The sequence below is a fragment of the Mitsuokella sp. AF33-22 genome, from assembly GCF_003475755.1.
Classification (GTDB): Bacteria; Bacillota; Negativicutes; order Selenomonadales; family Selenomonadaceae; genus Mitsuokella.
Map to the genome: position 1 here is coordinate 82,585 of NZ_QRQA01000003.1, position 26,113 is coordinate 108,697.

Here is a 26,113-nt window from a genome sequence, read left to right on the forward strand (position 1 = left end):
TCAATTGTCTTCCTTTGCCTGGGATTCTGCCTGAGATTCCTGTGCCGCTGTCTCCTTCTGCTGCTCGTCCTTCTGGATCTTCAGCAGCAGCTCCTGGATGTGCGCGCTGTAGTCGAGCGACTTGTCGAGCGCGAAGGAGATTTCCGGCGTGAAGCGCAGGCGGATGCGCTGGCCGATTTCCCGACGGATGAATCCGAGGGAGCTCTGCAGCCCGGCCCAGCAATCCTTGACCTGTTTCTCACTGCCCATGAGGCTCACGTAAATCTTCGCCTCGCGAAGATCTCCGGTGCACTCCACGGATGTCACGGTCACGAACCCGATGCGCGGGTCCTTGAGTTCGCGCAGGATGATTTCAGAGATCTCCTGCTTCATAAGCTCCTGGACTTTCTCTACCCGAAGCTGGCTCATAGCTTACGCCTCCTCTGCTTTTTCGTATGGTATATATGGTACGGCTTCTGCCATGTGACAGGGAAAATCAATCGTTCTTCTCCGCCTTGGCCTTGGCCTTGGCTTCTTCCTCGCGCTTCTTGGCTGCAGCCTTGTTGGCCTCGGCAATCGTCGTCGCGATCTCTTCCATCGTGTAGGCCTCGATGATGTCGCCTTCCTTGAAGTCGCGGAAATCGACAATCGAGATGCCGCACTCATAGCCGGCATTGACTTCCTTGACCTCATCCTTGAAGCGGCGCAGCGAATCGATCTCGCCGTCGAAGATCTCGATGTTGTCGCGGATGATGCGGATCTTCGAGTTGTTGCAGATCTTGCCCTCGAGCACGTAAGAACCAGCGACGAGCGCCTTCGAGAACTTCATGACCTGGCGGATCTCGACGCGGCCCTGGATGACTTCCTTGTACTTCGGCTTGAGCATACCGCTCATGGCATCCTTGACGTCGTTGATGGCATCGTAGATGACGCGGTACGTGCGGATATCGATGTTCTCGGTATCGGCGAGCTTGCGCGCATTCGCATCCGGACGGACGTTGAACGCGATGATCAGCGCATTCGACGCCGAAGCCAGCATGACATCGGACTCGTTGACGGCACCGACGCCCGAATGGACGATGGAGACGCGGACCTCATCGTTCTTGTTGAGCTTGAGGAGCGAGCTCGAGAGTGCCTCGACGGAGCCCTGTACATCGGCCTTGATGACGATGTTGAGGTCCTTGATGTCGCCTTCCTGGATCTGATGGAAGAGGTCGTCAAGCGAAACCTTCTTGCTCTTGATGAGGTTGTTGCGCTTGCGCTCGATGCGGGCCTCGGCGATGGAGCGGGCCTGCTTCTCCTCGAGCGCTGCGAGGATATCGCCGGCTTCCGGCACGTCGTTGAGGCCGAGGATCTCGACCGGCACGGACGGGCCTGCCTTCTTGACGTTCTCGCCGCGGTCGTTGATCATCGCGCGGACCTTGCCGTACGTCGTGCCGCAGACGACGGAATCGCCGATGCGCAGCGTGCCGTTCTGGACGAGGACGGTTGCGACCGGGCCGCGGCCCTTGTCGAGCTTGGCCTCGACGATGACGCCGCGGGCGTCGCGGTTCGGGTTGGCCTTGAGCTCCTTGACCTCAGCGACGAGCAGGACCATCTCCAGGAGGTCGTCGATGCCGATCTGCTTCTTTGCGGAAACCGGCACCATGATCGTATCTCCGCCGTATTCCTCCGGCACGAGGCCCTGCTCCATGAGTTCCTGCTTCACGCGGTCCGGGTTGGCGCCGGGCTTATCGATCTTGTTGATGGCCACGATGATGGGGACATCAGCGGATTTCGCATGGTGGATGGCCTCGATGGTCTGCGGCATGACGCCGTCGTCAGCGGCGACGACGAGGATCGCGATATCCGTGATCTGGGCGCCGCGGGCACGCATGGCCGTGAAGGCCTCATGGCCCGGCGTGTCGAGGAAGACGATCTTCTTGCCCTTGCAGTTGACCTGGTAGGCACCGATGTGCTGCGTGATGCCGCCGGCCTCGTGCGTCTGCACGTGCGTGTTGCGGATGCAGTCGAGCAGCGACGTCTTGCCGTGGTCGACATGGCCCATGACCGTGACGACAGGCGGACGGAGCTTGAGGGATTTCGGATCATCTTCGATCTCCGGAATTTCCGTCGGATCGACATCAGGCGGCAGCTCCTCGCAGGTCACGCCGAATTCCGACGCGACGAGCGCCGCCGTATCGAAGTCGATTTCCTGGTTGATTGTCGCCATGACGCCCATCATGAAGAGCTTCTTGACGACTTCAGCGGCCGTGTAGCTCATCTTCGAGGCGAGGTCCTTGACGGCAATCGTCTCCGGCAGCTTGATGTGCTTCGGACGTGCGATCTCGACCTTCGGCGCCTGCTGGACATTGCCGCGGCGGTTGTTGCGGCCGCGCCCGTTGCGGCGGTCATTGCGGCCGTTGCGATTGTTCCGGTCGTTGCGGCCGCCGCGGTCGTTGCGCTCATTCTGGCGTCCGCGGCTGTTCCGGTCGTTGCGGCCGCCGCGGTTATTGCCGCCGGCGCTGTTTCCCGTGCGGCCATTGCTGTTGCCGCCGCTGCGGCTGCCGCCATTGCCGCCATTGCCGCCATTGCCGCCATTGCCGGATGCCGCCTTGGCACCGCGGTTCTGATTCTGGTTCTGGCTGTCGCGGTGCGAAGACTCGCGATGGCTGCCGGCAGCCGGTGCTGCAGCCTTTTCCTTCTTGTCCTTATGATGTGGTTGTCCCTGGCTGCTCTTCACGTTCTTAGCCTCCGGCTCATGTTTTGGCGCCGCTGGTGCCTTCTCTGCCTTCTTGTCCGTCGTATGTCTGGCGGCAAAGGCATTCTTCACTGCGTTGCGCTCATCATCACCGACACTGGAAAAGTTGTTGGCAGCCTTGAAATGGTTGCGCTTCAGGATATCCAGTATCACTTTGCTGTCTGTATGGAATTCTTTTGCCAATTCATAAACCCTGTATTTGGACATTAATCCACCCCCGATTATTGTTTCATGATTCCTCCATCAGCGACCAGCGTGCCCAGTTTCTTCGCAAAGCCTTCATCGAGAAGGGCTGCGACGGCACGATACGCTTTGCCGAGACACCCGCCGAGTTCTTCCCTCGTGAGTACCTCCTGATACGGAATCGCATATCGATCTGCTAGGATCTGATAATTTCGTTTTGTTTCTTCTGACGCATCCGCTGCCACGAGCAGCAGGCAGGCCTTGTGCTCCTTGACGGCCTTTTCGGTGGCAAACGCGCCGGAGACGATGCGTCCGGCCCGCTGTGCCATGCTCAAAAGGTTCGTGATGCGCTGTGTCTTATCCATCGCCATGGTCATTCCTCGCTCGCATGCACCTGGAGTTCGCGCTCCAGGAGCTCGTAAACGGCGGCATCGACCGGCGATTTGAAGGAACGCTCGAGACCGTGGCTCTTCTTCGCCTTGGCCAGGCATTCCGGATTGTTGCAGATATAGGCCCCGCGTCCCGGCTTCTTGCCCGTGAAATCCACGGAGAATTCGCCTTCGGGACTGCGCACGATGCGCACGAGCTCCTTCTTGGGACGGCTCGTCTGGCAGCCGAGGCACATCCGCTGCGGAATCTTCTTCACTTTCATGGTTCAACCTCTGCCGTGAAGGACTCCTCGCCCGTGACCTCGACCTCATTCATGTTCTCGTCGAGCACTTCGTCAGCGGCCTGGGACTCGCTCTTGATGTCGATCTTCCAGCCCGTGAGCTTGGCTGCGAGGCGCGCGTTCTGGCCTTCCTTGCCGATGGCCAGCGACAGCTGATAGTCCGGGACCACGACGCGGGAGACCTTCTCCGCCTCGTTGATGGCCACGGAAACGACCTTGGCCGGGCTCAGTGCATTGGCGATGAACTTGGCGGGATCGGCATTCCACTTGACGATATCGATTTTCTCGCTGCCGAGCTCATCGACGATGCCCTGCACGCGCATGCCGCGATGGCCGACGCACGAACCGACCGGATCAACCGACGGTTCGCTCGAGTAAACGGCGATCTTCGAGCGGTTGCCCGGCTCACGCGCCACGGATTTGATCTCGACGATGCCCTCGTGGATCTCCGGCACCTCGAGCTCGAAGAGGCGCTTGAGGAGGCCCGGATGCGTGCGCGATACGACAATCTGCGGGCCCTTGTTCGTCTTCTTGACCTCGACGACATACGCCTTGATGCGGTCGCCGTAGTTGTACGTCTCGCCCGGGATTTGCTCGGCCGGCGTCAGCACAGCTTCCGTCTTGCCGAGGTCGATGTAGACGTTGTGATTCTCGACGCGCTGCACGAGGCCCGTCAGGATGTCGCCCTCGCGGCTCATGAACTCCTCGTAGATAATGCCGCGCTCGGCCTCGCGGATGCGCTGCACGACGACCTGCTTGGCCGTCTGCGCAGCGATGCGGCCGAAGTTTGCCGGCGTCACCTCAATCTCGATGACGTCGCCGACCTCATAGTCCGGCTTGATCGTACGGGCCTGAGCGAGCGAGATCTCCGTGATCTCATCCTCGGGATCCTCGACCACCGTCTTGATCGCATAGACATGGTAATGACCCGTCTCGCGGGAAAGGGTGACGCGGACATTCTGCGCCGAGCCGAAATTGCGCTTGTACGCGGAGATCAGCGCGGCCTCGATGGCCTCGAACAGGACCTCTTCCTCAATGCCCTTCTCCTTGCCGAGCTCCCGCAGCGTCGTCAGGAATTCCTGACCATTGTCTTTTACCTTCGTCGTCTTTCTTGCCAAAATACATATCCTCCCAATAAAAGGGGGCCTGGCCCCCAGTATGATCAAAAATCAATGTGCAGGCGCACTTGTGCAGCATCCTTAAGCGGCAGCTTTTCCGTGCCGTCGAGCTCGAGGTTCTCCCCGTCGAAGCCCGTCAGGACGCCTGTGAGGCTCTTCTTGCCATCGCGCGGTGCAAACAGCGTGATGTCGACGGCCTTGCCCTCTTCGCGCACGAAGTCGCGCGGCTTGCGCAGGACGCGGTCGATACCCGGGGATGAAACCTCCAGGATATAGCTGTCGGCAATGACATTGCGCTTGTCCAGTTCGGCCTCGAGCTTTTCGCTGAGGTCCTGGCAATCCTCGATATCGATACCGCCCGGCTTGTCAATGTATACGCGCAGGTACCAGTCGTGCTCCTTGACGTATTCCACGTCGACCAGTTCAATCACGTCCTGGCCGGCCAGGAGGTCCTGCACGATTGCCTCCACAGCATCTTCAATCTGTTGTTTTGCCATAACATCCACCCCCAAGTAATTCGCTTGTTCTTTCCCGTGTGCCAGCCCTTTTGCATCAGCACATAAGATTAAAGAGTGGGCTCACAGCCCACTCTCTACTAAACACACTTAAATTAATTAACCATTTCATGATAGCATAAAACAAAAGTCTTGTAAATGCTTCCTTAAAAGTATTTTCATCTTCCTATGCCGGTTCAGACGAAGAGCGCGATCTGGTCGCTCTCGCTCATGCCGTCGAGGCAGCCATGCTGGCGCAGGATCTCGATGTTGGTCTTCGAGATGCCCGAACGGCGGCGCAGGTCCTCGATGGAGGTGAACATGCCGTCCTTGCGCGCCTCGACGATGCTCTGGGCCGCCTTCGTGCCCATGCCCGACAGTGAGGCGAGCGGCGGCAGCAGGGAATTCTCGAGAATGATGAATTTCTCGGCGTCCGAGCGGTAGAGGTCGACGTACTCGCAGCCAAAGCCGCGCAGGTAGAGCTCCCAGGCCAGCTGCAGGACGATGAGCGTCGCATTCTGCTTTGCGTCAAGCTTCTTCTCCCTGGCAATCGCCTCGAGCTCCGCGATCTGCTCTCCAACGTAGTCCTTGCCGCGCGCCACGACATTGGCGTCGAATTCAGCGGCACGGATTGAGAAATACGCGGCGTAATACGCGAGCGGGTAATGCACCTTGCAGAAGGCGATGCGGTAGGCCATCATGACGTAGGCCGTCGCATGCGCGCGCGGGAAGAGGTATTTGATCTTCTGGCACGACTCGATGAACCACTCGGGGATGCCGCCCTTGCGCAAGGTCTCGACGACATCCGGCGCGATGCCCTTGCCCTTGCGGACCTTCTCCATCGTCTTGAAAGAGAGCAGCGGGTCGATGCCGTTGTGAATGAGGTACATCATGATGTCATCGCGCGCCGAGATGGCGTTCTTGATCGTGCACTGGCCGCTCCTTATGAGGTCCTGCGCGTTGCCGAGCCAGACGTCCGTGCCGTGCGAGAAGCCCGATATGCGCACGAGGTCCGAAAACACGTCGGGCTGCGTATCGTCGATCATCTGGCGCGTGAACGGCGTACGGAACTCGGGGATGCCGAACGTGCCGCTCGTCGCACCGAGCTCCTCTGGCGTGACGCCGAGGGCATCGGTGGAATTGAAGATAGACATCGTGGCCTTGTCGTCAAACGGGATTGTCTTCGGGTCGCGGTGCGTGAGGTCCTCGAGCATCTTGATGACGGTCGGGTCATCGTGGCCGAGGATATCGAGCTTGACGAGGCGGCTGCTGATCGAATGGTAATCGAAATGCGTCGTGATCGTGCCGCAGTTCATGTCGTTGGCCGGATGCTGGATCGGCGTAAAGAAATGCACGTCCATGTTGCGCGGCACGACCATGATGCCGGCAGGATGCTGGCCCGTCGTCGATTTGACGCCCATGCAGCCGTGCGCAAGCTTGTCAATGTAGGAAAGGTGCTTCTTGACACCCTTCTCCTCAAAGAATTTCTTGACGTAGCCAAACGCCGTCTTATCGGCGACGGTCTGGATGGAGCCCGCGCGGTAGACGTTATCCTTGCCGAAGAGCACTTCGGTGTACTTGTGCGCAACAGGCTGGTACGTGCCCGAGAAGTTCAGATCGATATCCGGGACCTTGTCGCCGTCGAAGCCCAGGAAAACGGCAAATGGGATGTCGTGGCCGTCCTTGACGAGCGGCGTGCCGCAGACCGGGCAGACCTTGTCGGGAAGGTCGTAGCCGCAGCCATAAGAGCCGTCCGTGATGAACTTGCTGTACTGGCAGTGCGGGCAGCGCCAGTGCGGCGGCAGCGGGTTGACCTCGGTGATGCCCGTCATCGTCGCGATGAAGGACGAGCCGACGGAACCACGTGAACCGACGAGATAGCCGTCGTCATTCGACTTCTTGACGAGGCGCTGCGCGATGAGATAAAGCACGGAGAAACCGTGCCCGATGATGGGCTTGAGCTCCTGCTGCAGGCGGTCCTCGACGATCTTCGGTAGATTCTCGCCGTAGAGCTCGCGGGCTTTCCTGTACGACATCGAGCGGATCTCCTCATCGGCGCCCGGAATCTGCGGCGAATAGAGGTCGTCCGGAATCGGCTTGAAGCGCTCAATCTGCTCGGCGATTCTGCGCGGATTCGTGACGACGGCCTCGTAGGCGGCCTCCTCGCCAAGATAGGAAAACTCCGCGAGCATCTCCTCCGTCGTGCGCAAATAGAGCGGCGGCTGCAGCTCAGCGTCGTCAAAGCCCTTGCCCTTCATGAGGATGGCGCGGTAAATCTTATCTTCGGGATTGAGAAAATGCACATCGCAAGTCGCGACGAGCGGTTTGCCGAGTTTTTTCGCGAGCTCGGCAATCTTGAGATTGATCCGGATGAGGTCATCATCTGTCCGGATGTCGGGGTACTTGTCGCTGCGCTTGAGGAAGTCGTTGTTGTGGATGGGCTGAATTTCGAGATAATCGTAGAAATCCGCGATCTTCAGGAGCTCTTCATCCGTCTGGCGTTCCTCGATGGCGCGGATGAGCTCGCCGGCCTCGCAGGCCGAGCCGATGAGCAGGCCGTCGCGGTACTCCTCGATGATGCGCTTCGGCAGGCGCGGCTGGCGATGGAAGTACTTGAGGTGGGCAAGCGATACCATCTGGTAGAGATTGCGCAGGCCGTTCGGATTCTTCGCGAGGAAGATGATGTGGTTTGCGCGCTTCTGCTCGTAGTCCTCCTGCACGAGGTAGCCCTCCATGCCGTAGATGACCTTGATGTCCGTCTTGCAGTCCTTGAGGGCCTTGGCGGCATCCGGGAACGCCTGTACGACGCCGTGATCCGTGACGGCCACGGCCGGCCAGCCCCAGCGGTCCGCCGTCTTGATGAGGTCCTTAACCGAGACGACGGCGTCCATGCTGCTCATCGTCGTATGCGCGTGCAGCTCGACGCGCTTGACCTCGGCATGGTCCTCGCGCAGCTTGGCCTCCTTCTTCGCCAGGCTGTCCACGAAGAGCACGTACTCGTTCATGTACGTATCGAAGCGTACGGAGCCGCGCACGCGCACGCTCATGCCTTCCTTGAGCTGGCCCATGATGGCATCGTAATCCTCGGGCTCGGCGTTCCGGCCGCGCTTCGTCTTGAAGAATTTCTTGCAGGCGATGCCGTTCGTATCGTCGGCAAGGCAGAACGTCAAGAGCTTCGTACCCGTCTTAAACTCGATGGTCTTGAGTCCGGAGCCCGGGCCCTCGCCGATCGTGCCCTCGAGGATGACGTTCTTCATCTCGCCCTCGAGCTCGTCAATCTTCCGGACCTCGCCCATGACGCCGCGGCCAAAGACCAGGCTGCCCGCGCTCTGGATGACGACAGGCCCACGCGCGTCCCTGCGGTGCGATTTTGCCGCAGTCTTCTTCGCGGCAGGCGCGGCTTTCCTGGCAGCCGTTGCAGCCGTTGCAGCCGCTGCGGTCTGCGGCGCAGCGGCCTCTTTTCCCTGTGCACTGTGCTCGCGCTCCTTGCGCACGGCCTCGCGGTATTCCCGCGTATTGAAGCAGTCATCCACCTCGAGATTCTGCAGGACTTCCTCGCTCGCGTTGCACTCGATGCGGCAGCGGTAGCCGAGCATGCGCTCGACGATCTGCCCCATGACATGCGTGACGGCATGGGCGCGCATGATCTCGCCACCGAGCTCGCCCGGCACATCGATGAGGATGTGGCTGCCGTCCACCGTGTACTTTGAGCGCTTCAGGAGCTCGTAAACCGTCGGATTGCCCTCCGCCGTCTCATAGACGAGCTTCGGCCAGATTTTGCTGACGGCATCCTCCACATTGACGACATCCTGATAGAAGATGACCTTTTTCAGCTGACACTTCTTCTCAATCTGACGTGCCGCCTCTTGCAGGAGGTCATCGGCGATCAGCAGCTGCGACGTCAGCGCGATCTCCCAAGTGCTCGTATGCGGCGAAACCTCCACGTGACGGATGGTGCAGGCCTTCAAGAGCTCCTTCTGCTCATCCGTGAGCCGCATGCCCTGAATGAGCTGCCAGAACATGTTGTCCTGACTGGGCACAATCCGATACTTCTGCATGAAATCTGCCATCCTTTCGAGTCATTTTACACTGTCTATCATTATATGGCATTTTGCCGAAAATAGAAAGAAGAAGACGAGCGGATATTCCGTCGTCTTCGGTGATTAAGGGTAGAGTTCCTTATATTTTCTTTCGTTCATGAGGACGCGCTTGACATATTCGCGCGTCTCCTGATAGGGAATCGCATCGATGTCCGAGAAATCCTTCGGCCAACCGTACGTCGCAATCCACTCCTGTACATTGCCGCGTCCCGCGTTGTAGGCCGCGAGCGCGAGGATGTCGTTGTCGTCAAACTCCTGCTGCAGCGAATGCAGGTACCAGATGCCGTAGCGGATGTTGCGTTCGGGATCATGCAGGGCATCCGTGGAATACGAGGGATCGTCGAGCTGCCCGGCAATCCACGAGGCCGTATCCGGCATGAGCTGCATGAGGCCGATGGCCCCGCGGTGCGAATGAACCTCATTCTGGAATTTACTTTCCGTCTTGATGACGGCCGCCGCGAGATGCGGGTCCACCTGGTAGCGCGCCGCATACGTATCAACCAGACTGCGATACGGGAACGGATAGAGGTAATTGCGCTGGAACGGCTCTGAGAAAAAGGCGATGCAGGCGGCAAAGACCAGGGCCAGCACGAGGCCGCCTCCCCAGAAGGCAAAGCGGCGGTGCCGGTGTCCCGCCTCCTGCTCTTGTTCAAGTGGCATCAATTCGGTCCCTCCATAGGCGGCATAAGGCCGCTCTTAAATCTTCTTCCGTGCCGCTGTTGTCGATGACGACCGTCGCACGACGCCGCTTCTCGTCAAGCGGCATCTGCGCGGCGATGCGTGCCTCGGCCTCCTCCCGGCTATAACCGTTGCGCGCCACGAGCCGCTGCACTTGAATCTCGTGCGGCAGAGCGAGGAGCCACGTCTCATCGGCGAGCCTGTCCCAGCCCGCTTCAAAAAGCAGCGGCACATCGAGCAGTACGGCGGGCGGCCGGGACGCTCTGGCCCGCTCCAGGCGATCCTTAACGGCCCGCAGGATGACGGGATGCGTAAAGGCATCGAGCCAGCGGCGTTCTGCGGGGTCCGCCGTATCGGCAAAGACCAGTTGCCCGATGGCCGACCGGTCAAGGATGCCGTCTGACTGCAGCACGCGCGGCCCGAAATGGCGCACGAAGCCCTCATAGAGAGCCCCTCCCGGCTGCTGCAGCTCATGCGTGATGGCATCAGCGTCGATGTGAACGGCCCCAAACTCCCTGAGAATGGCTGCCGCCGTGCTCTTGCCGCAGGCGATGCCGCCCGTCAGACCGATGATCTTCATGACCTCGCCTCCGGCTGGCAGTGCGGGCAGAAATGCGTGCCGCGGCCGCCCACCACGATCTTCTCGACGGGGGTGCCGCAGCGTCGGCACGGCTGCCCCTCGCGATTGTAAACCCAAAGATGTTCCTGGTGATGCCCATGACCGCCTGCGCCATTGCGGTAATCGCGAAACGTCGTGCCGCCGTCGGCAATGCCGTCGCGCAGGACCGCCTCCACGGCTTCCTTTAAGCGCTGCCATTCCGCACCGGTGAGCGAAGAAGCACGGCGCAGCGGGTGCAGACCGGCCACGAAGAGCGCTTCATCGGCATAGATATTACCGAGCCCTGCCACGCGCTTCTGATCAAGCAGGAAGGACTTCACGGGCATCGCGGTCCGCTTGGCGCGCCCTGACAAGGCCCCGGCCGTAAAAGACGGCGTCAAAGGCTCCGGCCCAAGCGTCACGAGCCCCTTCGCCTCAGCAAGCTCATGCGGATAAAGCGCATAGAGCCGCCCGAACGTCCGCGTGTCACGGAACACCAAAGCATGCCCGGAGGACAGGGAAAAGATGACGCGCGTATGCGCGTCGGGCACGAAATCCCCCGGCTCATAGACGAGACTGCCCGTCATGCGCAGATGCACGACCAGCGTCAAATCCGCTGGCAATTCAAAAAGCAAATACTTGCCGCGCCTCAGGACGCGAAGGATCTCTGCCCCCTGCAGGCGTGCGGCAAACTCCTGCGCCGCAGGATACGCGATCTGCCGTGGCAGCAGCACCTGCGTCTTTGCGATGCACTGCCCGGCCAGCACACGGTCGAGATACGTCCGTATCGTTTCCACCTCCGGCAGTTCCGGCATACCGTTCACTCCTCTCGTCCACCTCACAAATTACGTATCTATTATACAAAGTTGGCACACATCCCGCAACGCCTTTCCGCGGAAATGTACCAATCTTGTCCAAGGACCTCTTCCGGCCCTTCGGGCCACCTGCGCATTTTGCTACGTTCTCTGTTAGCCCAAGCGGAGCCTGGAGGCGCGCAGCGGCTGCCCACAGGGGCAGTACACGAAGGGGACGAGGGAGCATAAGCGTAGCGTTGGCGCCTGGCGTAAAAAAGGGATTTTTTTCCTTGCCAGCTTCCTGACGAACATGCGTCGTTCAAGCAGCGCGCGTTTCGCATGTTCGTCGGGCTTTGTTGAAAAGGAAAAAATCCCTTTAGCCAGCCGACTTCGCGCAGCGTTGCTCCCTCGTCCCCGCCTTTCACAGGTTCAGCTGCACACTGAAGCTGGAATACATCCCGCAGCGCCTTCTGCACTCATTTTGCCGCGGCCCAGTCCTTGCCCCAATGTACATCGACCAGGAGCGGCACACGGAGCTCTGCCACGTGCTCCATCGTCTCGTGCAGGATGGCCTCCACCTCGGCGCGTTCCTGCTCCGTCACCTCGAGCACCAGCTCATCGTGCACCTGCAGCAGGATGCGGCTCTTGAGCCCTGCCTCGCGCAGCCGGCGGTACGCGGCGATCATCGCGAGCTTGATGATGTCGGCCGCACTGCCCTGGATTGGCGAATTCATCGCCATGCGCTCCGCGAGCATCCGCTGATTGAAATTGCGGCTCTTGATGGCCGGCAGATCGCGGCGGCGGCCGAACATCGTCGTCACATACCCCTTGGCATGCGCATCCGCCACCATCTGATCCATGAAGCGGCGCACACCCGGATAGCGCTCAAAGTAACGCGTGATATACGCGCCCGCCTCCTTGCGCGGGATGTGCAGATCGCGCGCGAGGCCGTAATCGCTGATACCGTAGACAATGCCGAAATTGACGGCCTTGGCCCGGCGGCGGAACTCCGGCGTCACCGCATCGAGCGGCAGCCCGAAGACCTCCGCGGCCGTGCGCGCATGGATATCCTGATTGCGGCAGAACGCATCGATGAGATTCTCATCCCCCGACATGTGCGCGAGCAGCCGCAATTCGATCTGCGAATAATCGGCCGACAACAGGCAATCGTAGCCCGAGCCCGGCTCGAACAGCGCGCGGATCGTGCGGCCCTCCTCCGTGCGCACGGGGATATTCTGCAGATTCGGGTCGGAGCTTGAGAGGCGGCCCGTCGCCGTCACCGTCTGATTGAAGCTCGTGTGGACGCGGCCCGTATCCTCTTGGATGAGCTCCCCGATGCCATCGAGATACGTCGACTTGAGCTTGCTCCAGAGGCGGTACGACAGCACCTCATCGACGACGGGATGCTCGCCGCGCAACTCGGCCAGCACCTCCGCATTCGTCGAATACCCCGTCTTCGTCTTCTTGATGGCCGGCAAACCGAGCTCTTCAAACAGCACGACGCCGAGCTGCTTCGGTGAATTGAGATTGAATTCCAGCCCCGTCGTACGGTAAATCTCCTGCTGGATGACGGCGAGTTTCTCGCCAACCTCCGCCGTCTTTGCCGCGAGATGGCTGCGGTTGACGAAAACGCCGTTCTGCTCCATGGCGGCGAGCACCTCGACGAGCGGCAGCTCGATGTCCTCGAGCAAGGATCGCATGCCCTCCTCCTCAAGGCGCGCCCAAATCACGGGATAGAGCCGCAAAAGCGCCGCGGCCTCCCAAACCGCCTGCTCGCGCGCATCGGCAAAGGCGGCGGGCACGGCGACGCCCGGCAGGTATTTCTGCACGAGCTCCGGCAGTGCGTACTGCGAGCGTTCGGGGTCGAGGAGATACGCCGCCAGCTCAGCATCCGCGAAATGCTTCCCGGCCGCGAAGCCCGCATGGTAATAGCGCTTGAGCCCCAGCAGGCAGACGGGCTGCTTTGCCCGCTCCAGCCGCCGGGAAAGCTCCTGGAAAGCCGCAGCGTCTGCCGGCACGAAGCCCTGGCCGCCTTCCGGCGACGCTATGGCAAGCCCCGTCAGTGTTTCAAACGGGGCCTTGCCTGCAAAGATGCCCGAAACGGCAAGATACGAAACGCCGGTGAGCTTTTCTTCCACATCCTCTTTAGACCACTCGTCAGCCGCAAGCGCAATGGGCTCACCTGACGCGGGGGCCGCAGAGGCATCCTCAGCCTTGCCGTAAAGCCGCTCTACATTCGTCCAGACGGCCTTTAAGTTGTGACTGTCGCAGAATGCGCGCAGCTTGGCAAGATCCGGCTGCATCCGGCACTGCTCGGGCTCGAATGTGAGCTCTGGCACATGGAGCTCAATGGTCGCGAGTTCCTTGGAAAGTCGCGCCTGTTCGCCGTACGTCATCAGGCGCTCCTTGAGCTTCTTGCCCGAGACTTCCTCCGCATGCGCGAGCACGCCCTCGAGCGAGCCGTAGGCCAGCAGGAGCTTCGTGGCCGTCTTCGGTCCGACGCCCGGGATGCCCGGAATGTTGTCCGACGTATCGCCCATGAGCCCCTTGAGGTCGATGAGTCCGAGCGGTGCGAAACCGTATTCCTCGGTAAAGGCCGCTTCATCGTACTCCTTGAGCTCCGATATGCCCTTCTTCGTGAGCATCACGCGCAGATTCGGCCGCACGAGCTGCAAGGCGTCGCGGTCGCCCGTGATGACCATGACATCGTAATCCTTCTCCGCCGCCTGCACCGCCAGCGTGCCGATGATATCATCGGCCTCATAGCGGTCCTTCTCGAGGAACGGGATGCCCATGCCCGCGGCAAACTCGCGCAGCAGCGGGAACTGCGACAAGAGCTCCTCTGGCGTCTTGTCGCGCGTGCCCTTGTAATCGGCGAACCGCTCCGTGCGGAATGTCTGTCGGCTTTTGTCGAATGCGAGCACCATGAGATCGGGCCGCAAGTCGGCAATGAGCTTTGTCAGCATGTTGGAAAAGCCGAAGATGGCATTCGTCGGCTGGCCCGCCGCATCGCTCAAGGGCGGCAGGGCGTAAAACGCGCGGAAAATCAGGCTGCTGCCGTCGAGCACCACAAAGCGCTCCCTTTTCGCCTGCTGCTTATCCTGCACCTGCTCCATATGGTCACACCGTTCCTTCCTGTCCATTGACTTGTTCTGTCTGTTCCATTCACTTCATGCCGTTGATATGACAAATCTCCCGGCCCGTCTTGACATGCGCCAGGCCGGAACCGGGAGAAAAGAATGCGTCTCTTTTTACTTTGCCTGAGTCTTGTCTGCGGCCGTCTTGGCAGCCGTCTCGGCCTTTGCCTCGGCCTTCGTTTCAGCAGCCTTGACCGTGCTCTCAGCCTTCGTCTCAGCAGCGGCAGCCGTGTCCTTCACAGCCGTCTCCGTCTTGGCGGCAGACTGGTTCTTCAGGACGTACTGGCCATTCTTGTCGAGGCCGCCATCGAGGTGATAGAGCGTGCCGATATCATCGGAGTTGCAGTAAAGCGTATCCTTCTTCTGATAGCCGACGGCCTGGCCGTACGTGCTCAGAAGGACCTTCTCCTCCGGCTTCCAGCCGAGCGAGACTTTCACGGCCTGTGCGAGCTCAACGGCCGGCAGGTAGACGATATCGTCCTGTACGACGGCCTTGCCCTTGAGCTTCGTGCCGTTGACGAACAGCGGATAGACCTTGGCGACGTAATTCGGGTTGCCGTCGGAAGCGGCTACTTTCTGCTCGACATCGGCATCGTTGACGAAATCAGCCACGCCGTAGCCAGCGAGCCATTTCTCGACGTCCGAGGCCGTGACATTCTGCCAGCCGTAACCGTCCGGGTAGACGTAGTAAGCGACCTGGTTGTCCGGCGTCTTCTCGACGACGATGCGGTTGTACGTGATCTCAACAGGCGTGCCGACCTCGACCATATCGAAGATTTTCTCGACGTCTTCCTCATGCATGCGGATGCAGCCGTTCGATACGTAGTGGCCGACGGAATCCGGACGGTTCGTGCCGTGGATGCCGTAGTTGCCGCCGATGCCGATCCAGCGGTAGCCGAGCGGATTGTTTGGCCCCGACGGGATGGAGTTGGCCGGATCGCCCGGGTCCGTCCAGGTCGGGTTGACTTCTTTGTTGATGACCTTGTAATAGCCCGTCGGTGTCGGCGTCGACGTCTTGCCCGGGCCAATCGGATAGAGCGCGACCTTCTTGTTGTCGCGGACAGCGGCCAGCGAGCGGGCGGCGAGGTTGATGACGAGCTTGTCGGCAAGCTCGACCTTCTGCGGCGCCTCAGCCGCAGCCGTCGTCGCCACAGCCGGCACCGCGGCGGCCGTCGTCGTGGCAGCCTTCGGAGCCTCAGGCAGCGGAGCACCCGGCTGATTGTAGAGCGTAACCGTTTTATCGGACTGCTCCTCTGCGGCAAACGTCGTCGCGGCAACACCCATGATCAGGGCAGCGCTGAGCATGCCCGCACAAATCTTTTTCCATGTAACCATTTTGTCAGTCTCTTTTCTATTAAGATTTTATGGCAAACGCGCCATACTTTCTACATACTACCATCATCCCTCTTTTTTTGCAACATCCCGCACGCGCCGGCAGCGCACAAAACGCCCGCAGCACGTGGCCATGACCGTGCTGCGGGCGTTTATATTCTTTGACTTATTCTTTGGCACGCTGCTGGCTCTCAGAGATGATGGCTGCTGCGTCCTTCTCGGGCACGGCCTCGTAGTGCGAGAACGTCAGCTCATAGCGGCCGCGCCCCTGTGTCAGCGAGCGCAGGTCCGTCGCGAAGCGGTAGAGCTCGGCCTCGGGGATCTGGGCCTTGATCTCGCCCATGTCCTTGCCGCGGCTGTCGATGCCCTGGATACGGGCACGCTTGCTGTTGGGCTTGCCCATGATGTCGCCCATGTAGTATTCCGGTGCGACGATCGTGATGATATCGATGGGTTCGAGCAGGATGGGGTCGGCCTCCATGATGCCCTTGCGGATGGCGATGGCCGTCGCCGTCTTGAACGCCGCCTCCGACGAATCGACCGGATGGTAGGAACCGTCGTAGAGATTGACCTTGACGTCGACGACGGGATAGCCCGCGAGCACGCCTGCGGCCAGTGTCTCCGCCGTGCCCTTCTCGACGGCCGGGATGTACTGGCGCGGCACGCTGCCGCCGAAGATCGTCTCGGTGAATTCATTGCCGCTGCCGGCAGTAAGCGGACTGATCTCGAGCCAGACATCGCCGTACTGGCCGTGGCCGCCGCTCTGCTTCTTGTGCTTGCCCTGAACCTTGACGCTCTTGCGGATTGTCTCGCGGTACGCGACGCGCGGCTTCTTGAGATGCAGCTCCACGCCGAACTTTCTCTGGAGTTTGTCGGCGAGGATCTCGAGGTGCACCTCGCCGATGCCTTTCAGGAGCGTTTCGCCCGTCGCCTGGTTCTTGCGCAGCGAGATCGTCGGGTCCTCATCCTGCTGCTTGGCAAGTGCCGCGAAGACCTTGTCCTCGTCGCCCTTCTTCTTCGCCGTCACGGCCATCTCGAGCATCGGCTCGGGGTAAGGAACGGCCTCGTAGAGGATGGCGTCCTGTGCGTCGCAGAGTGTATCGCCCGTCCTGACGGATTGCAGCTTCGTCGTGCCGACGATGTCGCCGGCCTCGGCCTGCGCAAGATTCTCCTGCCGCTTGCCCTGCATCGTGAAGATTGTGCCGACGCGCTCCATGTTGTCGCGGTTCGGATGGTAATACGACGCATCGCCGCGCATCGTGCCCGAAAGGATGCGCAGCAGGCTCAGGCGCCCGACGAAGGGATCGACAAACGTCTTGAAGACTTGTGCCGAGAACGCATCCTCCGTATGGCGTTCCTTGAGGTCGCCGCTCTTCGGGTCCGTGCCGATTGCCACCTTGAAGTACGGCGTCGGCATATACTCGACAATGCCGTTCATGAGCTTCTTGATGCCGATATTGGCCTTGGCCGCGCCGCAGAAGACCGGGAAGATCTTGCCGGCCTGAATGCCCTCGATGAGGGCCGCCGTGACCTCGACCTCCGTGATCTCCTTGCCTTCGATGTACTTCTCGAGCAATTCGTTGTTGAATTCCGCAACGGACTCGATGAGCTGCTGGCGCGCGGCCTCGACGTCCGCCTCAATGTACTCGGGGATGTCGGCGATGAGGTCCTCATCGTCGTGCGTGACGATCTTCATGTGCAGGGCCAGCAGGTCGACGACGCCCTGGAAGGCCGCTTCCTGGCCGATGGGCAGCTGGACCGGCACGACGCCGCTGCCGAAGCGCACGCGCAGTTCCTCGACGACCTGCTGGAAATCGGCGTGCTCGCGGTCCATCTTGTTGATGAAGAACGCGCGCGGCAGCTCCTCGTCGGCGGCGTACTGCCAGACCTTTTCCGTCTCGACCTCGATGCCGGACGGCGCCGAGATCACGATGAGTGCGCTGTCAGCGGCGCGCAGAGCACCCTTGACATCGCCCACAAAGTCGGGATACCCCGGCGTATCGATGAAATTCAGTTTATAGTCACGCCATTCGCAGGCGGCCAGCTTCATATTGATGGTCATGCCGCGCTTCGTCTCTTCCGGCTCATGGTCGAGCAGGCTCGTCTTGTCCTCGACGCTGCCGAGGCGCTTGGCTGCGCCGGCATTGAAGAGGCAGGCATCGAGCAGGCTCGTCTTGCCCGTCTTGCCATGACCGATCACCGCGACATTGCGTAAGTTCGTGCTCTTGTATGATTTCATCGACAATCCCTCCTGTATCATAAAATCCCCTCGGATTCGTAGTTTATATATTCTTTATTCTCTGAATACAGGTAGAATCCTGCAAGAAACCACAAAAAATCCCGCAGCCAGTCGTTTTATCCGGCTGGCTGCGGGATTTTTCAGTGACAGGTACGGCACTGCCGGCGTGCGGTCAGGCCGCGCCCCTCATTCGTCATCGCTGTCCGCGTAGACATCTTCCTCGAGGCGCATGAGCAGGAAGCAGTAGTCCGACACGCGGTTGAGGAAGAGGCGGTCGCTCTCGGCCACGGGCTCCTCTTTGGCGAGCCGGCAGCTGCAGCGCTCGGCGCGGCGCGCAATCGTGCGCGCATGGTCGAGCATCGCGCCGCCCTGCGTATCGCCCGGCACGATGAATGCGGTCATTTCAGGCAGGTCCTCCTCGATGGCTGCCATATCGTCTTCCATCGCCCGGACCTCCTCCATCGTGATGCGCGGCTCTCTGCCGAGGCTCGCGTAATCGGCCATGAGGCGACTCAGCGTCTTCTGGAGTTCGTGGATGCGCTCGCGCACCTCGTCCTTCGTGACGAACGCGCGGGCCATAGCCAGCACCGAATCGAGCTCATCGATGGTGCCGTACGTCTCGACGCGCAGGCAGCCCTTCTCGACGCGCTCGCCCGTGAACAGGCTCGTCTGCCCCTTGTCGCCGGTCTTCGTTGTAATCGACATGTACATGCCCCCTTTTCAAACGAGCAAAACACTTGCTTCAGCCCATGATCTCATACGTGCCGTCGTAGATCTCGCATTCGCTGAAGAAGATCGAAATCTCGCGCTTCGCGCTCGCCGGGCTGTCCGAGGCATGCACGGCGTTGCGGCGGCCCGAGGCGGCAAACTGCTTGCGGATCGTGCCCTCGGCGGCCTCCGCCGGATTCGTCTTGCCGTTGATCTCGCGCACGCGCGCAATCGCGTTCTCGCCCTCAAGCACCATCGCAATGAGCGGGCCCGACGTCATGAAGCCCACGAGGTCCTGGTAATACGGGCGGCCGATATGCTCGGCATAGTGGATGGACGCGAGGCGCTCATCCATCTTGAGGAGCTTCATCGCCACAATGCGGAAGCCTTCCTGCTCGTAGCGCTTGATGATATCACCGCTGTAATGTTTGTCAAAGGCATCTGGTTTAATGAGTACAAGTGTTTTTTCCATGAATCGATATCCCCTTATAATTTTTCTGCCCGATAGCGATCGGCCACCTCGCTGTAACTCAAGGCGGATTTCTTCAGCGCTTCGATCTCATCGTCACGCAGCGCGCGGATAATCTGCGCCGGATTGCCGAAAACGAGTGAATTCGACGGAATCTTCCGGTGCTGCGTGATCATGCTGCCCGCGCCGATCACGACATTCTCCCCGATTTCCGTGTAGCCAAGGATGATGGAGCCCATGCCGATGAGCGTGTTGCTGCCAATCTTGTGGCAATGGATCAGCGCGTTGTGGCCGATGATGACGCCGTCGCCGATCTCAGTCGGCGAATCCCACATCACGTGGACGGTCGCATTGTCCTGGATGTTCGTATTCTTGCCGATGCGGATGGACTGGAAGTCGCCGCGGACTACCGTGCCGAACCAGAGGCTGGACCCTGCGCCAATCTCGACGTCGCCAGAGACGACGGCCGTCGGCGCCAGGAATACGCTCGGATCGATCTTTGGCGCTTTGGATTTATAAGGAATGATATATGCCATGATGATCACCTCTTGAAGCAGTATTTTCTTACATTTTAGTTAATTCGCTGTCTGTGGGCAACCTCCTGCCTGGTTCAAAAATTAATCTTTCGCCGGCATGGCCATGCGCAGGGCCCGGACCTGCTCGCCGAAGAGCCAGTCGCGGATGGCGGGCCCCTGAAGCCCCGCTGGCGCCTTGTCCCCATGCACAGCCTTCATCACGGCGAGATAGCGGCTGCCGTTTGCAAGATACTCGGGCAGGCTGTGATGGTCCGCGAGGATGACGGCGTTGAATTCCGGAAGGCTCAGCACGCTGCGGTCGACGGCGAGCAGGAGATGTGCAATCTTGCCGGGCTTCGTCAAAAGCGGCGCGCGCATGTGCTGCTCGATGACAAAGTTCCCAGCCTTGAGCCAGAGACGCGGCAGCGTCGTGCGCGCGTCCCATTTCCTGAGGCAGTCGAGCCCGCGCTGCTCGTGGCCGTAGTGGTGCGGCTCCATCTCCCGCGGCGTCGTTCCCTTGCCGAGGTCATGGACGAGCGCCGCGAAGCGTGCGAGGATGGATGGCGTCTGATGTGCGACAGCGTCGACGACGAGCATCGTGTGCTCGAAGGCATCGCCCTCAGGATGGAAGGCCACGGGCTGCGTCCTGCCGATGAGCGCGTGAAGCTCAGGGAAAATGGCCGCGAGCAGGCCCGCCGCTTCGAGGCTCCGGAAAAAACGCGAGGGCTCTGGGGCCTTGAGCGCCCGCCGCAGTTCCGCGACGATGCGCTCGGCGGGCTCCATGGCCAGTTCCCCGCAGCAGGCACGCATGTAGGCAAGCGTCTGCGGCTCAATCGTGAAGCCGAATTCCGCGGCCTGGCGCGCCGCGCGCAGCGCGCGCACGGGATCCTCGAGAAAGTGGTGGGAGACGGCGCGGATGCAGTGCCCCTCGATGTCGGCGCGGCCGCCGTACGGATCGATCAGGCTGCCCATCGGCAGTTCAAGGGCCATGCTGTTCATCGTCGTGTCACGGCGGTAGAGGTCCTCCTCCACCGTCACGCCCGGGTCGCAGTCCACCGCAAAGCCGCGGTAGCCGGCCCCCTGCTTGCGCTCCTTGCGCGCGAGCGCAACCTCACATTGCGCCCCGTCGATCGGCACAAGGTAGACGGGAAAGCCGTGCCCGACGCGCCTGGCCACAGGCAAAACCGCCTCCACCTGTGCGGCCGTGAGCCCTGCTACCATGTAATCCTTGTCGTGCGGCACGGCGCCGCGGCACTTGTCGCGCACCCAGCCGCCGACGAGAAAGACACGTCCGCCCGCCTGCCGGAGCTTCTGTGCAAATTCTGCTTCTCGCAATCGAATCCCTGCCTTTCGTTAATCCCTTTCTTATGTGCTTCCACATGCCCGTGCCATTTTCCTGCTTTTGTGCCGCTCAGACAGGATGATTGCAAAACGCGGGCAAAGAAAAAGCCCTGCCGACTGGCAGAGCTTTCGTTTTCCTTGCTTCTGATTGCGTCCCGCGAATCATGGCGCATGCCTGATGGCCTCGCGCCGTCATTTGCGCAGCAGATGCGCACCGCGCGTGTCGAGGTCGAGCGTCAGGATGCGCGACTTGACGCCGTGCTTGCGGAATGCCTCCTGCATGGCCTTGCCCACGGCCTCCTCCACATGGCGGCGTTCAAGCACGTAGGCGATGAGGCACGGACCCGCACCGCTGAGTGTCGCGCCCGCGGCACCGGCCGCCCGGGCCGCCGCGAAGACGTCGTACATGCCCGGGATGAGCTTCGCGCGGTACGGCTGATGCAGCGAATCGTCGAAGGCATGGCGCAGGAAGCGCTCATTGCCGCGCGTCAGGGCCGCGACGAGCATCGACGCACGGCCGACGTTGAAGATGGCATCCTTCAGCGGTACCTCCTCGGGCAGCACCTTGCGCGCCATGCGCGTCGAGAGCGGGAAATCCGGCACGGCCACGACGAGCTTCAGCCGGAAGTTCGGACGGAAATGGAAGCAGTCGACATGGCCGTCGGTCACGGCATTGACCGTGAAGCCGCCGAAGATTGCCGGCGCGACATTGTCGGGATGGCCCTCGATATCCGTCGCAAACTCCAGCAGCTCGTAGCGGTTGTAGCGGTTGCCGATGAGCGCATTGGCCGCCGTGAGTCCCGCGACGATGGCCGTCGCACTGCTGCCGAGGCCGCGCGAGAGCGGTACGTGATTCTCCATGTGGATGACGGCGCCGCGGTAATCCTTGCTGCACCCGGCCTTCTGCAAAAGATACTGGACAGAACGCCAGACGATGTTGCGCGCATCGCACGGTATGTTCGCCGCGCCCTCGCCCGTCATCGTGATGGAGAGCCCAGGCTCGCGCGTCAAGCGCAGCCCGAGGTCGTTGTAGATGGTGCACGCGAGTCCCAGCGTATCGAAGCCGGGACCGCAGTTGGCACTCGTGCCGGGCACGCGCACCCGGACCATTTTCTCAGCCATGACTTACCCCCGTTCGTTCTCGACGCGAATGACATTGCGGATCTCATCGACCACCGGCAGCTCCTTGAGCGCGCGCAGGGCCGACTGGATGCGCGCATGCTCGACGATGTGCGTGACCGCGACGATCTCCGCATGGTCGACGACATTGCGGCGCGTCTGGATGACCGATTTGAGGCTGACGCCGGCATCGCCGAAGGCCGTCGCAATCGCGCCGAGCACGCCGGGCTTATCGTCGACGAGCAGGCGCACGTAATACGACGACTCGGTCTTGTCGATGGGGCACAGCGCCTTCTTCTCATAGCAGGTGCAGCGCACGCGGCCGAAAGTGCGGTTGACGATGTCGCGCGAGACATCGATGATATCCGAGACGACAGCCGAAGCCGTCGGCAGGGAGCCGGCCCCCTGGCCGTAGAACATGGCCTCGCCAATGGCATTGCCGCGCACGAAGATCGCATTGTAGACGCCGTTGACCGAGGCGAGCGGGTGGCTCTTGGGCAAAAAGACCGGATGGACGCGCACATCGACGCCGTTCTCCTTCGAATCCTTGCCGACAGCCAAAAGCTTGATGACGTAGCCGAGGTCCTTCGCGTACTCAATGTCGTCTGGCGTGATCTTCGTGATGCCCTCGACCGACACATCCTCGAGCTGGATGCGCGTGTTGAAAGCGAGCGACGCGAGGATTGCGGCCTTGCGCGCGGCATCGAGGCCGTCGACGTCGGCCGACGGATTGGCCTCAGCATAGCCCTTCTGCTGCGCCTCCTTGAGCACGGTGTCATAGTCTGAGCCGCACTCCGTCATCTTCGTCAGCATGTAATTCGTCGTGCCGTTGACGATGCCCATGATTTCCGTGATGCGATTGGCGGTCAGACACTGCTTGAGCGGCGTGATGATTGGGATGCCGCCGCCGACGCTGGCCTCGAACAGGAAGTCGACATCGTGCTGTTCAGCCATCGCGAACATGTCCTTGCCGAACTGCGCGACGACGTCCTTGTTGGCCGTGACGACGCTCTTGCCGGCTTCCATGGCGCGCAGCATGTACTCGCGTGCCGGATGCAGGCCGCCCATGAGCTCGACGACGACATCAATCTCATCATCGCGCAGGATTTCCTCGATATCATCCGTCACCCTGAGGTCCTTGAGGTACGGGCGCGGCTTCGTAAGATCGCGCACGAGAACCGTCTTGATCTGAATCGGTGTGCCGACGCGTTCGGTAATCTGACGCCGGTTCATGTCCAGAACCTTGATGACACCGGAACCTACCGTGCCAGAACCCAGCAAACCAATCTTGATGACTTTCTCCATTCGACACACCCTCTTTCCTCAGGACTGCCCCAGAACTTCGAGACGCTTGACCCCGTCGACCATGCGCAGCTTGTCGAGCAGTGCCTCGAGATCAACCGACAGGTTGGCCGTCTCAATGGACACCGTCGCATTGGCTACTCCCTGCAGGGGGATACCCTGATTGATGGTCATGACGCTGCCCGAGTCAGCCGAAATCGTGTTGAGCACACTCGAGAGGACGCCTTTCTTGTGCTCGAGCAGGAACGTGAGCGTGACGATCTTGTTCTGGCTGGCCTCGTAGAACGGGAATACGTAGTCCTTGTACTTGTAGTAGGCACTGCGCGAGAGCTCCATCTTCTCGACAGCCTCGTTGATCGTGCGCGCGTCGCCGCGCTTGAGCATTTCCTTGACACGGATGGTCTTCTTGATCGCCTCTGGCAGAATCTCTTCACGGACGAGGAAGAAGCCGCTTTTCTCTTTATTCATACATTACGCCTCCAATGGATACTATTCTTTTGACAAAGGATAGTATACCATATTATGTGTACGAATGCCAATATATTTTGCGGGAATGTCCAAAAGCGATACAATAAAATGCGAAAAATGATTACATTTTATCCACGCGTGTTTCCCCGGTGTCCCGCGTGTATCTTACTTTCGGTCCCATTGAGGAGACGCGCGATGTTGGACTTGTGACGCACGATGATGAAGGCCGCCGCGAGCACGCCGAAAACCGTGTACTCCAAGGGGTACGAAAACGCCCAGGCGAGCACGGGCACGAGCGCCGCCGCGATGCAGGACCCCAGCGAGACGTAGCCCGACACCTTGACGATGGCAAGCCAGACGAGAAAGACGATGAGGCTCGGCAGCGGCATGAGCATCGTGATGACGCCGAGGCCTGTCGCGACGCCCTTGCCGCCCTTGAAGTGCAGGAAGAGCGAACAGGAATGGCCGACAATCGCGAGCACGCCCGCGAGGATCATGACAAAGGGGATGCCCGTCAGAACCTCGGCGAGGTAGACGCTCACGGCGCCCTTGAGGAAATCGAGCAGGAAAATCAGGAAGCCCGGCCCCTTGCCGAGCGTGCGCCAGGCATTCGTCGCGCCGATATTGTGGCTGCCGTGCTCGCGCAGGTCGACGTGCCAGAGGAGCTTGCCGAACACAAGGCCGTTCGGGATGGACCCCAGAAGATAGCTCACGACACAGGTGATAAGAACGCTAGTCGTCATCAGCGGTATTCCTCCTCCTCGTCACGCGCGCGCACGATGAGCTGCAGCGGCGTTCCCTCGAAGCCGAAGCTCTCGCGCAGCTTGTTCTCGATGAAGCGCAGATACGAGAAGTGCATGAGCTCGGGGTCATTGACAAAGATGATGAACTTCGGCGGGCGAATATCGGCCTGCGTCATGAAGAGGATTTTGAGGCGCTTGCCGCGGTGCATCGGCGGCGGGTTGATCGAGACGGCGTCGCGGATGAGATCGTTGAGCACGCTCGTCCTGATGCGCATCGACTGCTGCTCGGCCACGTACTTGACGAGCTCCGTCACGCGCGAGACGCGCTGTCCCGTCAGGGCCGACGTGTAGAGCACCGGCGCGTACTGCAGGAAGCCGAGTTCATCGCGCAGTTCCTCGGTAAAGCGCAGCGTCGACTTGTCGTCCTTGTCGGGGTAGATATCCCATTTGTTGACGACGATGACGACGCCCTTGCCCGACTCGTGCGCGTAGCCCGCAATCTTCTTGTCCTGCTCCGTGATGCCCTCATAGGCATTGATCATCATGAGCACGACGTCGGCGCGGTCGATGGCGCGCAGCGAACGCATGACGCTGTAGCGCTCCACAGGCTCGTCGATCTTGCCGCGGCGGCGCATGCCGGCCGTGTCGATCAGTGTGAACTTGATGCCGTCCTTCGTGAAATGCGTGTCGATGGCGTCGCGCGTCGTGCCCGGCACATCGCTGACAATGACGCGCTCCTCACCGAGAATGGCATTGACGATGGAGGACTTGCCGACATTCGGGCGGCCGATGACGGCGATGCTGATCTCGTCCTCATCCTTCTGCTCCTCCTCATGCTCCGGGAAGGAAGCGACGATCGCGTCAAGCAGATCGCCGAGGTTCCGGGCATTCGAAGCCGAGAGCGGGATTGGGTCGCCGAGGCCCAGGTTGTAGAATTCATAGATGTCCATCTCGCGCTGCGGGCTGTCGATCTTATTGACGCCGAGCACGACGGGCTTCTTCGTGCCGCGCAGCATGCGGGCGACTTCTTCATCAGCCGCCGTCAGGCCCGTGCGGCCATCGACGAGGAACAGGATGACATCGGCCTCGTCCATGGCGAGCTGTGCCTGCTGGCGCATGGATTTGAGGATGTGATTGCTCTCGTCGAATTCGATGCCGCCCGTATCGATCATGGTAAATTCATGATTGAGCCATTCGGCATCGAGGTAAATTCGGTCGCGGGTCACGCCCGGCATATCGTCGACAATCGAGACGCGCTTCTTGCCGATCTGGTTGAAAAGCGTCGACTTGCCGACATTCGGGCGTCCTACGATCGCCACAATCGGTTTGCTCATATTCATCCTTCTTTCTATCTGTCTGTCAAAGTATCGTTTTTACGCAAAAGCG

General features: G+C 60.6%; 22 protein-coding genes. All 22 read right to left on the reverse strand.

What is annotated here, in order from left to right; all coding sequences use genetic code 11:
• Entirely contained in the window at positions 1 to 408 is a 408-nt protein-coding gene (rbfA, locus tag DWZ54_RS02620; RefSeq protein WP_118474384.1) for a 30S ribosome-binding factor RbfA, read from the reverse strand.
• Between the two features lie 67 nt (positions 409 to 475).
• Positions 476 to 2,926: a translation initiation factor IF-2 gene (gene infB, locus DWZ54_RS02625; RefSeq protein ID WP_118474385.1), complete on the reverse strand. Its 2,451-nt coding sequence runs from the start codon at positions 2,924 to 2,926 to the stop codon at positions 476 to 478.
• A gap of 14 nt (positions 2,927 to 2,940) precedes the next feature.
• Positions 2,941 to 3,273, reverse strand: a complete 333-nt coding sequence (locus DWZ54_RS02630) for a ribosomal L7Ae/L30e/S12e/Gadd45 family protein (RefSeq protein ID WP_233519419.1) — start codon at positions 3,271 to 3,273, stop codon at positions 2,941 to 2,943.
• A 2-nt stretch (positions 3,274 to 3,275) separates the two neighbouring features.
• Positions 3,276 to 3,554 carry an RNase P modulator RnpM gene (rnpM, locus tag DWZ54_RS02635; RefSeq protein ID WP_118474386.1) on the reverse strand — a complete coding sequence of 93 codons (279 nt, stop codon included), beginning with the start codon at positions 3,552 to 3,554 and terminating at the stop codon, positions 3,276 to 3,278.
• Positions 3,551 to 4,690: a transcription termination factor NusA gene (gene nusA / locus DWZ54_RS02640; protein ID WP_118474387.1), complete on the reverse strand. Its 1,140-nt coding sequence runs from the start codon at positions 4,688 to 4,690 to the stop codon at positions 3,551 to 3,553. The genes rnpM and nusA overlap by 4 nt, the downstream gene beginning before the upstream one ends.
• Positions 4,691 to 4,734: 44 nt before the next feature.
• The gene (gene rimP / locus DWZ54_RS02645) at positions 4,735 to 5,187 is read right to left on the reverse strand and encodes a ribosome maturation factor RimP (RefSeq protein WP_118014089.1); all 453 of its coding nucleotides are present in this window, start codon (positions 5,185 to 5,187) and stop codon (positions 4,735 to 4,737) included.
• Between the two features lie 194 nt (positions 5,188 to 5,381).
• Positions 5,382 to 9,242: a PolC-type DNA polymerase III gene (locus DWZ54_RS02650; protein WP_118474388.1), complete on the reverse strand. Its 3,861-nt coding sequence runs from the start codon at positions 9,240 to 9,242 to the stop codon at positions 5,382 to 5,384.
• Positions 9,243 to 9,347: 105 nt separating this feature from the next.
• Positions 9,348 to 9,944 carry a lytic transglycosylase domain-containing protein gene (locus DWZ54_RS02655; RefSeq protein WP_118474389.1) on the reverse strand — a complete coding sequence of 199 codons (597 nt, stop codon included), beginning with the start codon at positions 9,942 to 9,944 and terminating at the stop codon, positions 9,348 to 9,350.
• Entirely contained in the window at positions 9,934 to 10,542 is a 609-nt protein-coding gene (gene coaE, locus DWZ54_RS02660) for a dephospho-CoA kinase (protein WP_118474390.1), read from the reverse strand. The genes DWZ54_RS02655 and coaE overlap by 11 nt, the downstream gene beginning before the upstream one ends.
• A complete protein-coding gene (gene mutM, locus DWZ54_RS02665) occupies positions 10,539 to 11,375 on the reverse strand; it encodes a bifunctional DNA-formamidopyrimidine glycosylase/DNA-(apurinic or apyrimidinic site) lyase (RefSeq protein ID WP_118474391.1) in 837 nt (278 codons plus the stop codon). The genes coaE and mutM overlap by 4 nt, the downstream gene beginning before the upstream one ends.
• Before the next feature lie 455 nt (positions 11,376 to 11,830).
• The gene (gene polA, locus DWZ54_RS02670) at positions 11,831 to 14,470 is read right to left on the reverse strand and encodes a DNA polymerase I (protein WP_118474392.1); all 2,640 of its coding nucleotides are present in this window, start codon (positions 14,468 to 14,470) and stop codon (positions 11,831 to 11,833) included.
• 135 nt (positions 14,471 to 14,605) lie between these two features.
• Positions 14,606 to 15,826, reverse strand: a complete 1,221-nt coding sequence (locus tag DWZ54_RS02675) for a L,D-transpeptidase (RefSeq protein WP_118474393.1) — start codon at positions 15,824 to 15,826, stop codon at positions 14,606 to 14,608.
• Positions 15,827 to 15,989: 163 nt separating this feature from the next.
• Positions 15,990 to 18,062: an elongation factor G gene (fusA, locus tag DWZ54_RS02680; RefSeq protein ID WP_118474394.1), complete on the reverse strand. Its 2,073-nt coding sequence runs from the start codon at positions 18,060 to 18,062 to the stop codon at positions 15,990 to 15,992.
• 186 nt (positions 18,063 to 18,248) lie between these two features.
• Entirely contained in the window at positions 18,249 to 18,767 is a 519-nt protein-coding gene (locus DWZ54_RS02685) for a cob(I)yrinic acid a,c-diamide adenosyltransferase (protein WP_118014105.1), read from the reverse strand.
• Between the two features lie 37 nt (positions 18,768 to 18,804).
• Positions 18,805 to 19,242 (reverse strand): nucleoside-diphosphate kinase, encoded by a 438-nt coding sequence (gene ndk, locus DWZ54_RS02690; RefSeq protein ID WP_118474395.1) that lies wholly within the window; start codon positions 19,240 to 19,242, stop codon positions 18,805 to 18,807.
• A gap of 14 nt (positions 19,243 to 19,256) precedes the next feature.
• Entirely contained in the window at positions 19,257 to 19,775 is a 519-nt protein-coding gene (locus tag DWZ54_RS02695; protein ID WP_370245724.1) for a gamma carbonic anhydrase family protein, read from the reverse strand.
• Between the two features lie 81 nt (positions 19,776 to 19,856).
• Positions 19,857 to 21,089, reverse strand: a complete 1,233-nt coding sequence (locus DWZ54_RS02700) for an HD domain-containing protein (RefSeq protein ID WP_118474396.1) — start codon at positions 21,087 to 21,089, stop codon at positions 19,857 to 19,859.
• 198 nt (positions 21,090 to 21,287) lie between these two features.
• Complete coding sequence (gene thrB / locus DWZ54_RS02705) at positions 21,288 to 22,217, reverse strand: homoserine kinase (RefSeq protein WP_118474397.1); 930 nt, start codon at positions 22,215 to 22,217, stop codon at positions 21,288 to 21,290.
• A 3-nt stretch (positions 22,218 to 22,220) separates the two neighbouring features.
• Positions 22,221 to 23,519: a homoserine dehydrogenase gene (locus DWZ54_RS02710; RefSeq protein WP_118474398.1), complete on the reverse strand. Its 1,299-nt coding sequence runs from the start codon at positions 23,517 to 23,519 to the stop codon at positions 22,221 to 22,223.
• Between the two features lie 18 nt (positions 23,520 to 23,537).
• Complete coding sequence (locus DWZ54_RS02715; RefSeq protein WP_118014114.1) at positions 23,538 to 23,984, reverse strand: ACT domain-containing protein; 447 nt, start codon at positions 23,982 to 23,984, stop codon at positions 23,538 to 23,540.
• 128 nt (positions 23,985 to 24,112) lie between these two features.
• On the reverse strand, positions 24,113 to 24,727 hold the full coding sequence (gene plsY, locus DWZ54_RS02720) for a glycerol-3-phosphate 1-O-acyltransferase PlsY (protein ID WP_118474399.1): 615 nt from the start codon (positions 24,725 to 24,727) through the stop codon (positions 24,113 to 24,115).
• A complete protein-coding gene (der, locus tag DWZ54_RS02725) occupies positions 24,727 to 26,061 on the reverse strand; it encodes a ribosome biogenesis GTPase Der (RefSeq protein WP_118474400.1) in 1,335 nt (444 codons plus the stop codon). Before der ends, plsY begins: the two co-directional genes overlap by 1 nt.
• Positions 26,062 to 26,113 lie beyond the last annotated feature (52 nt).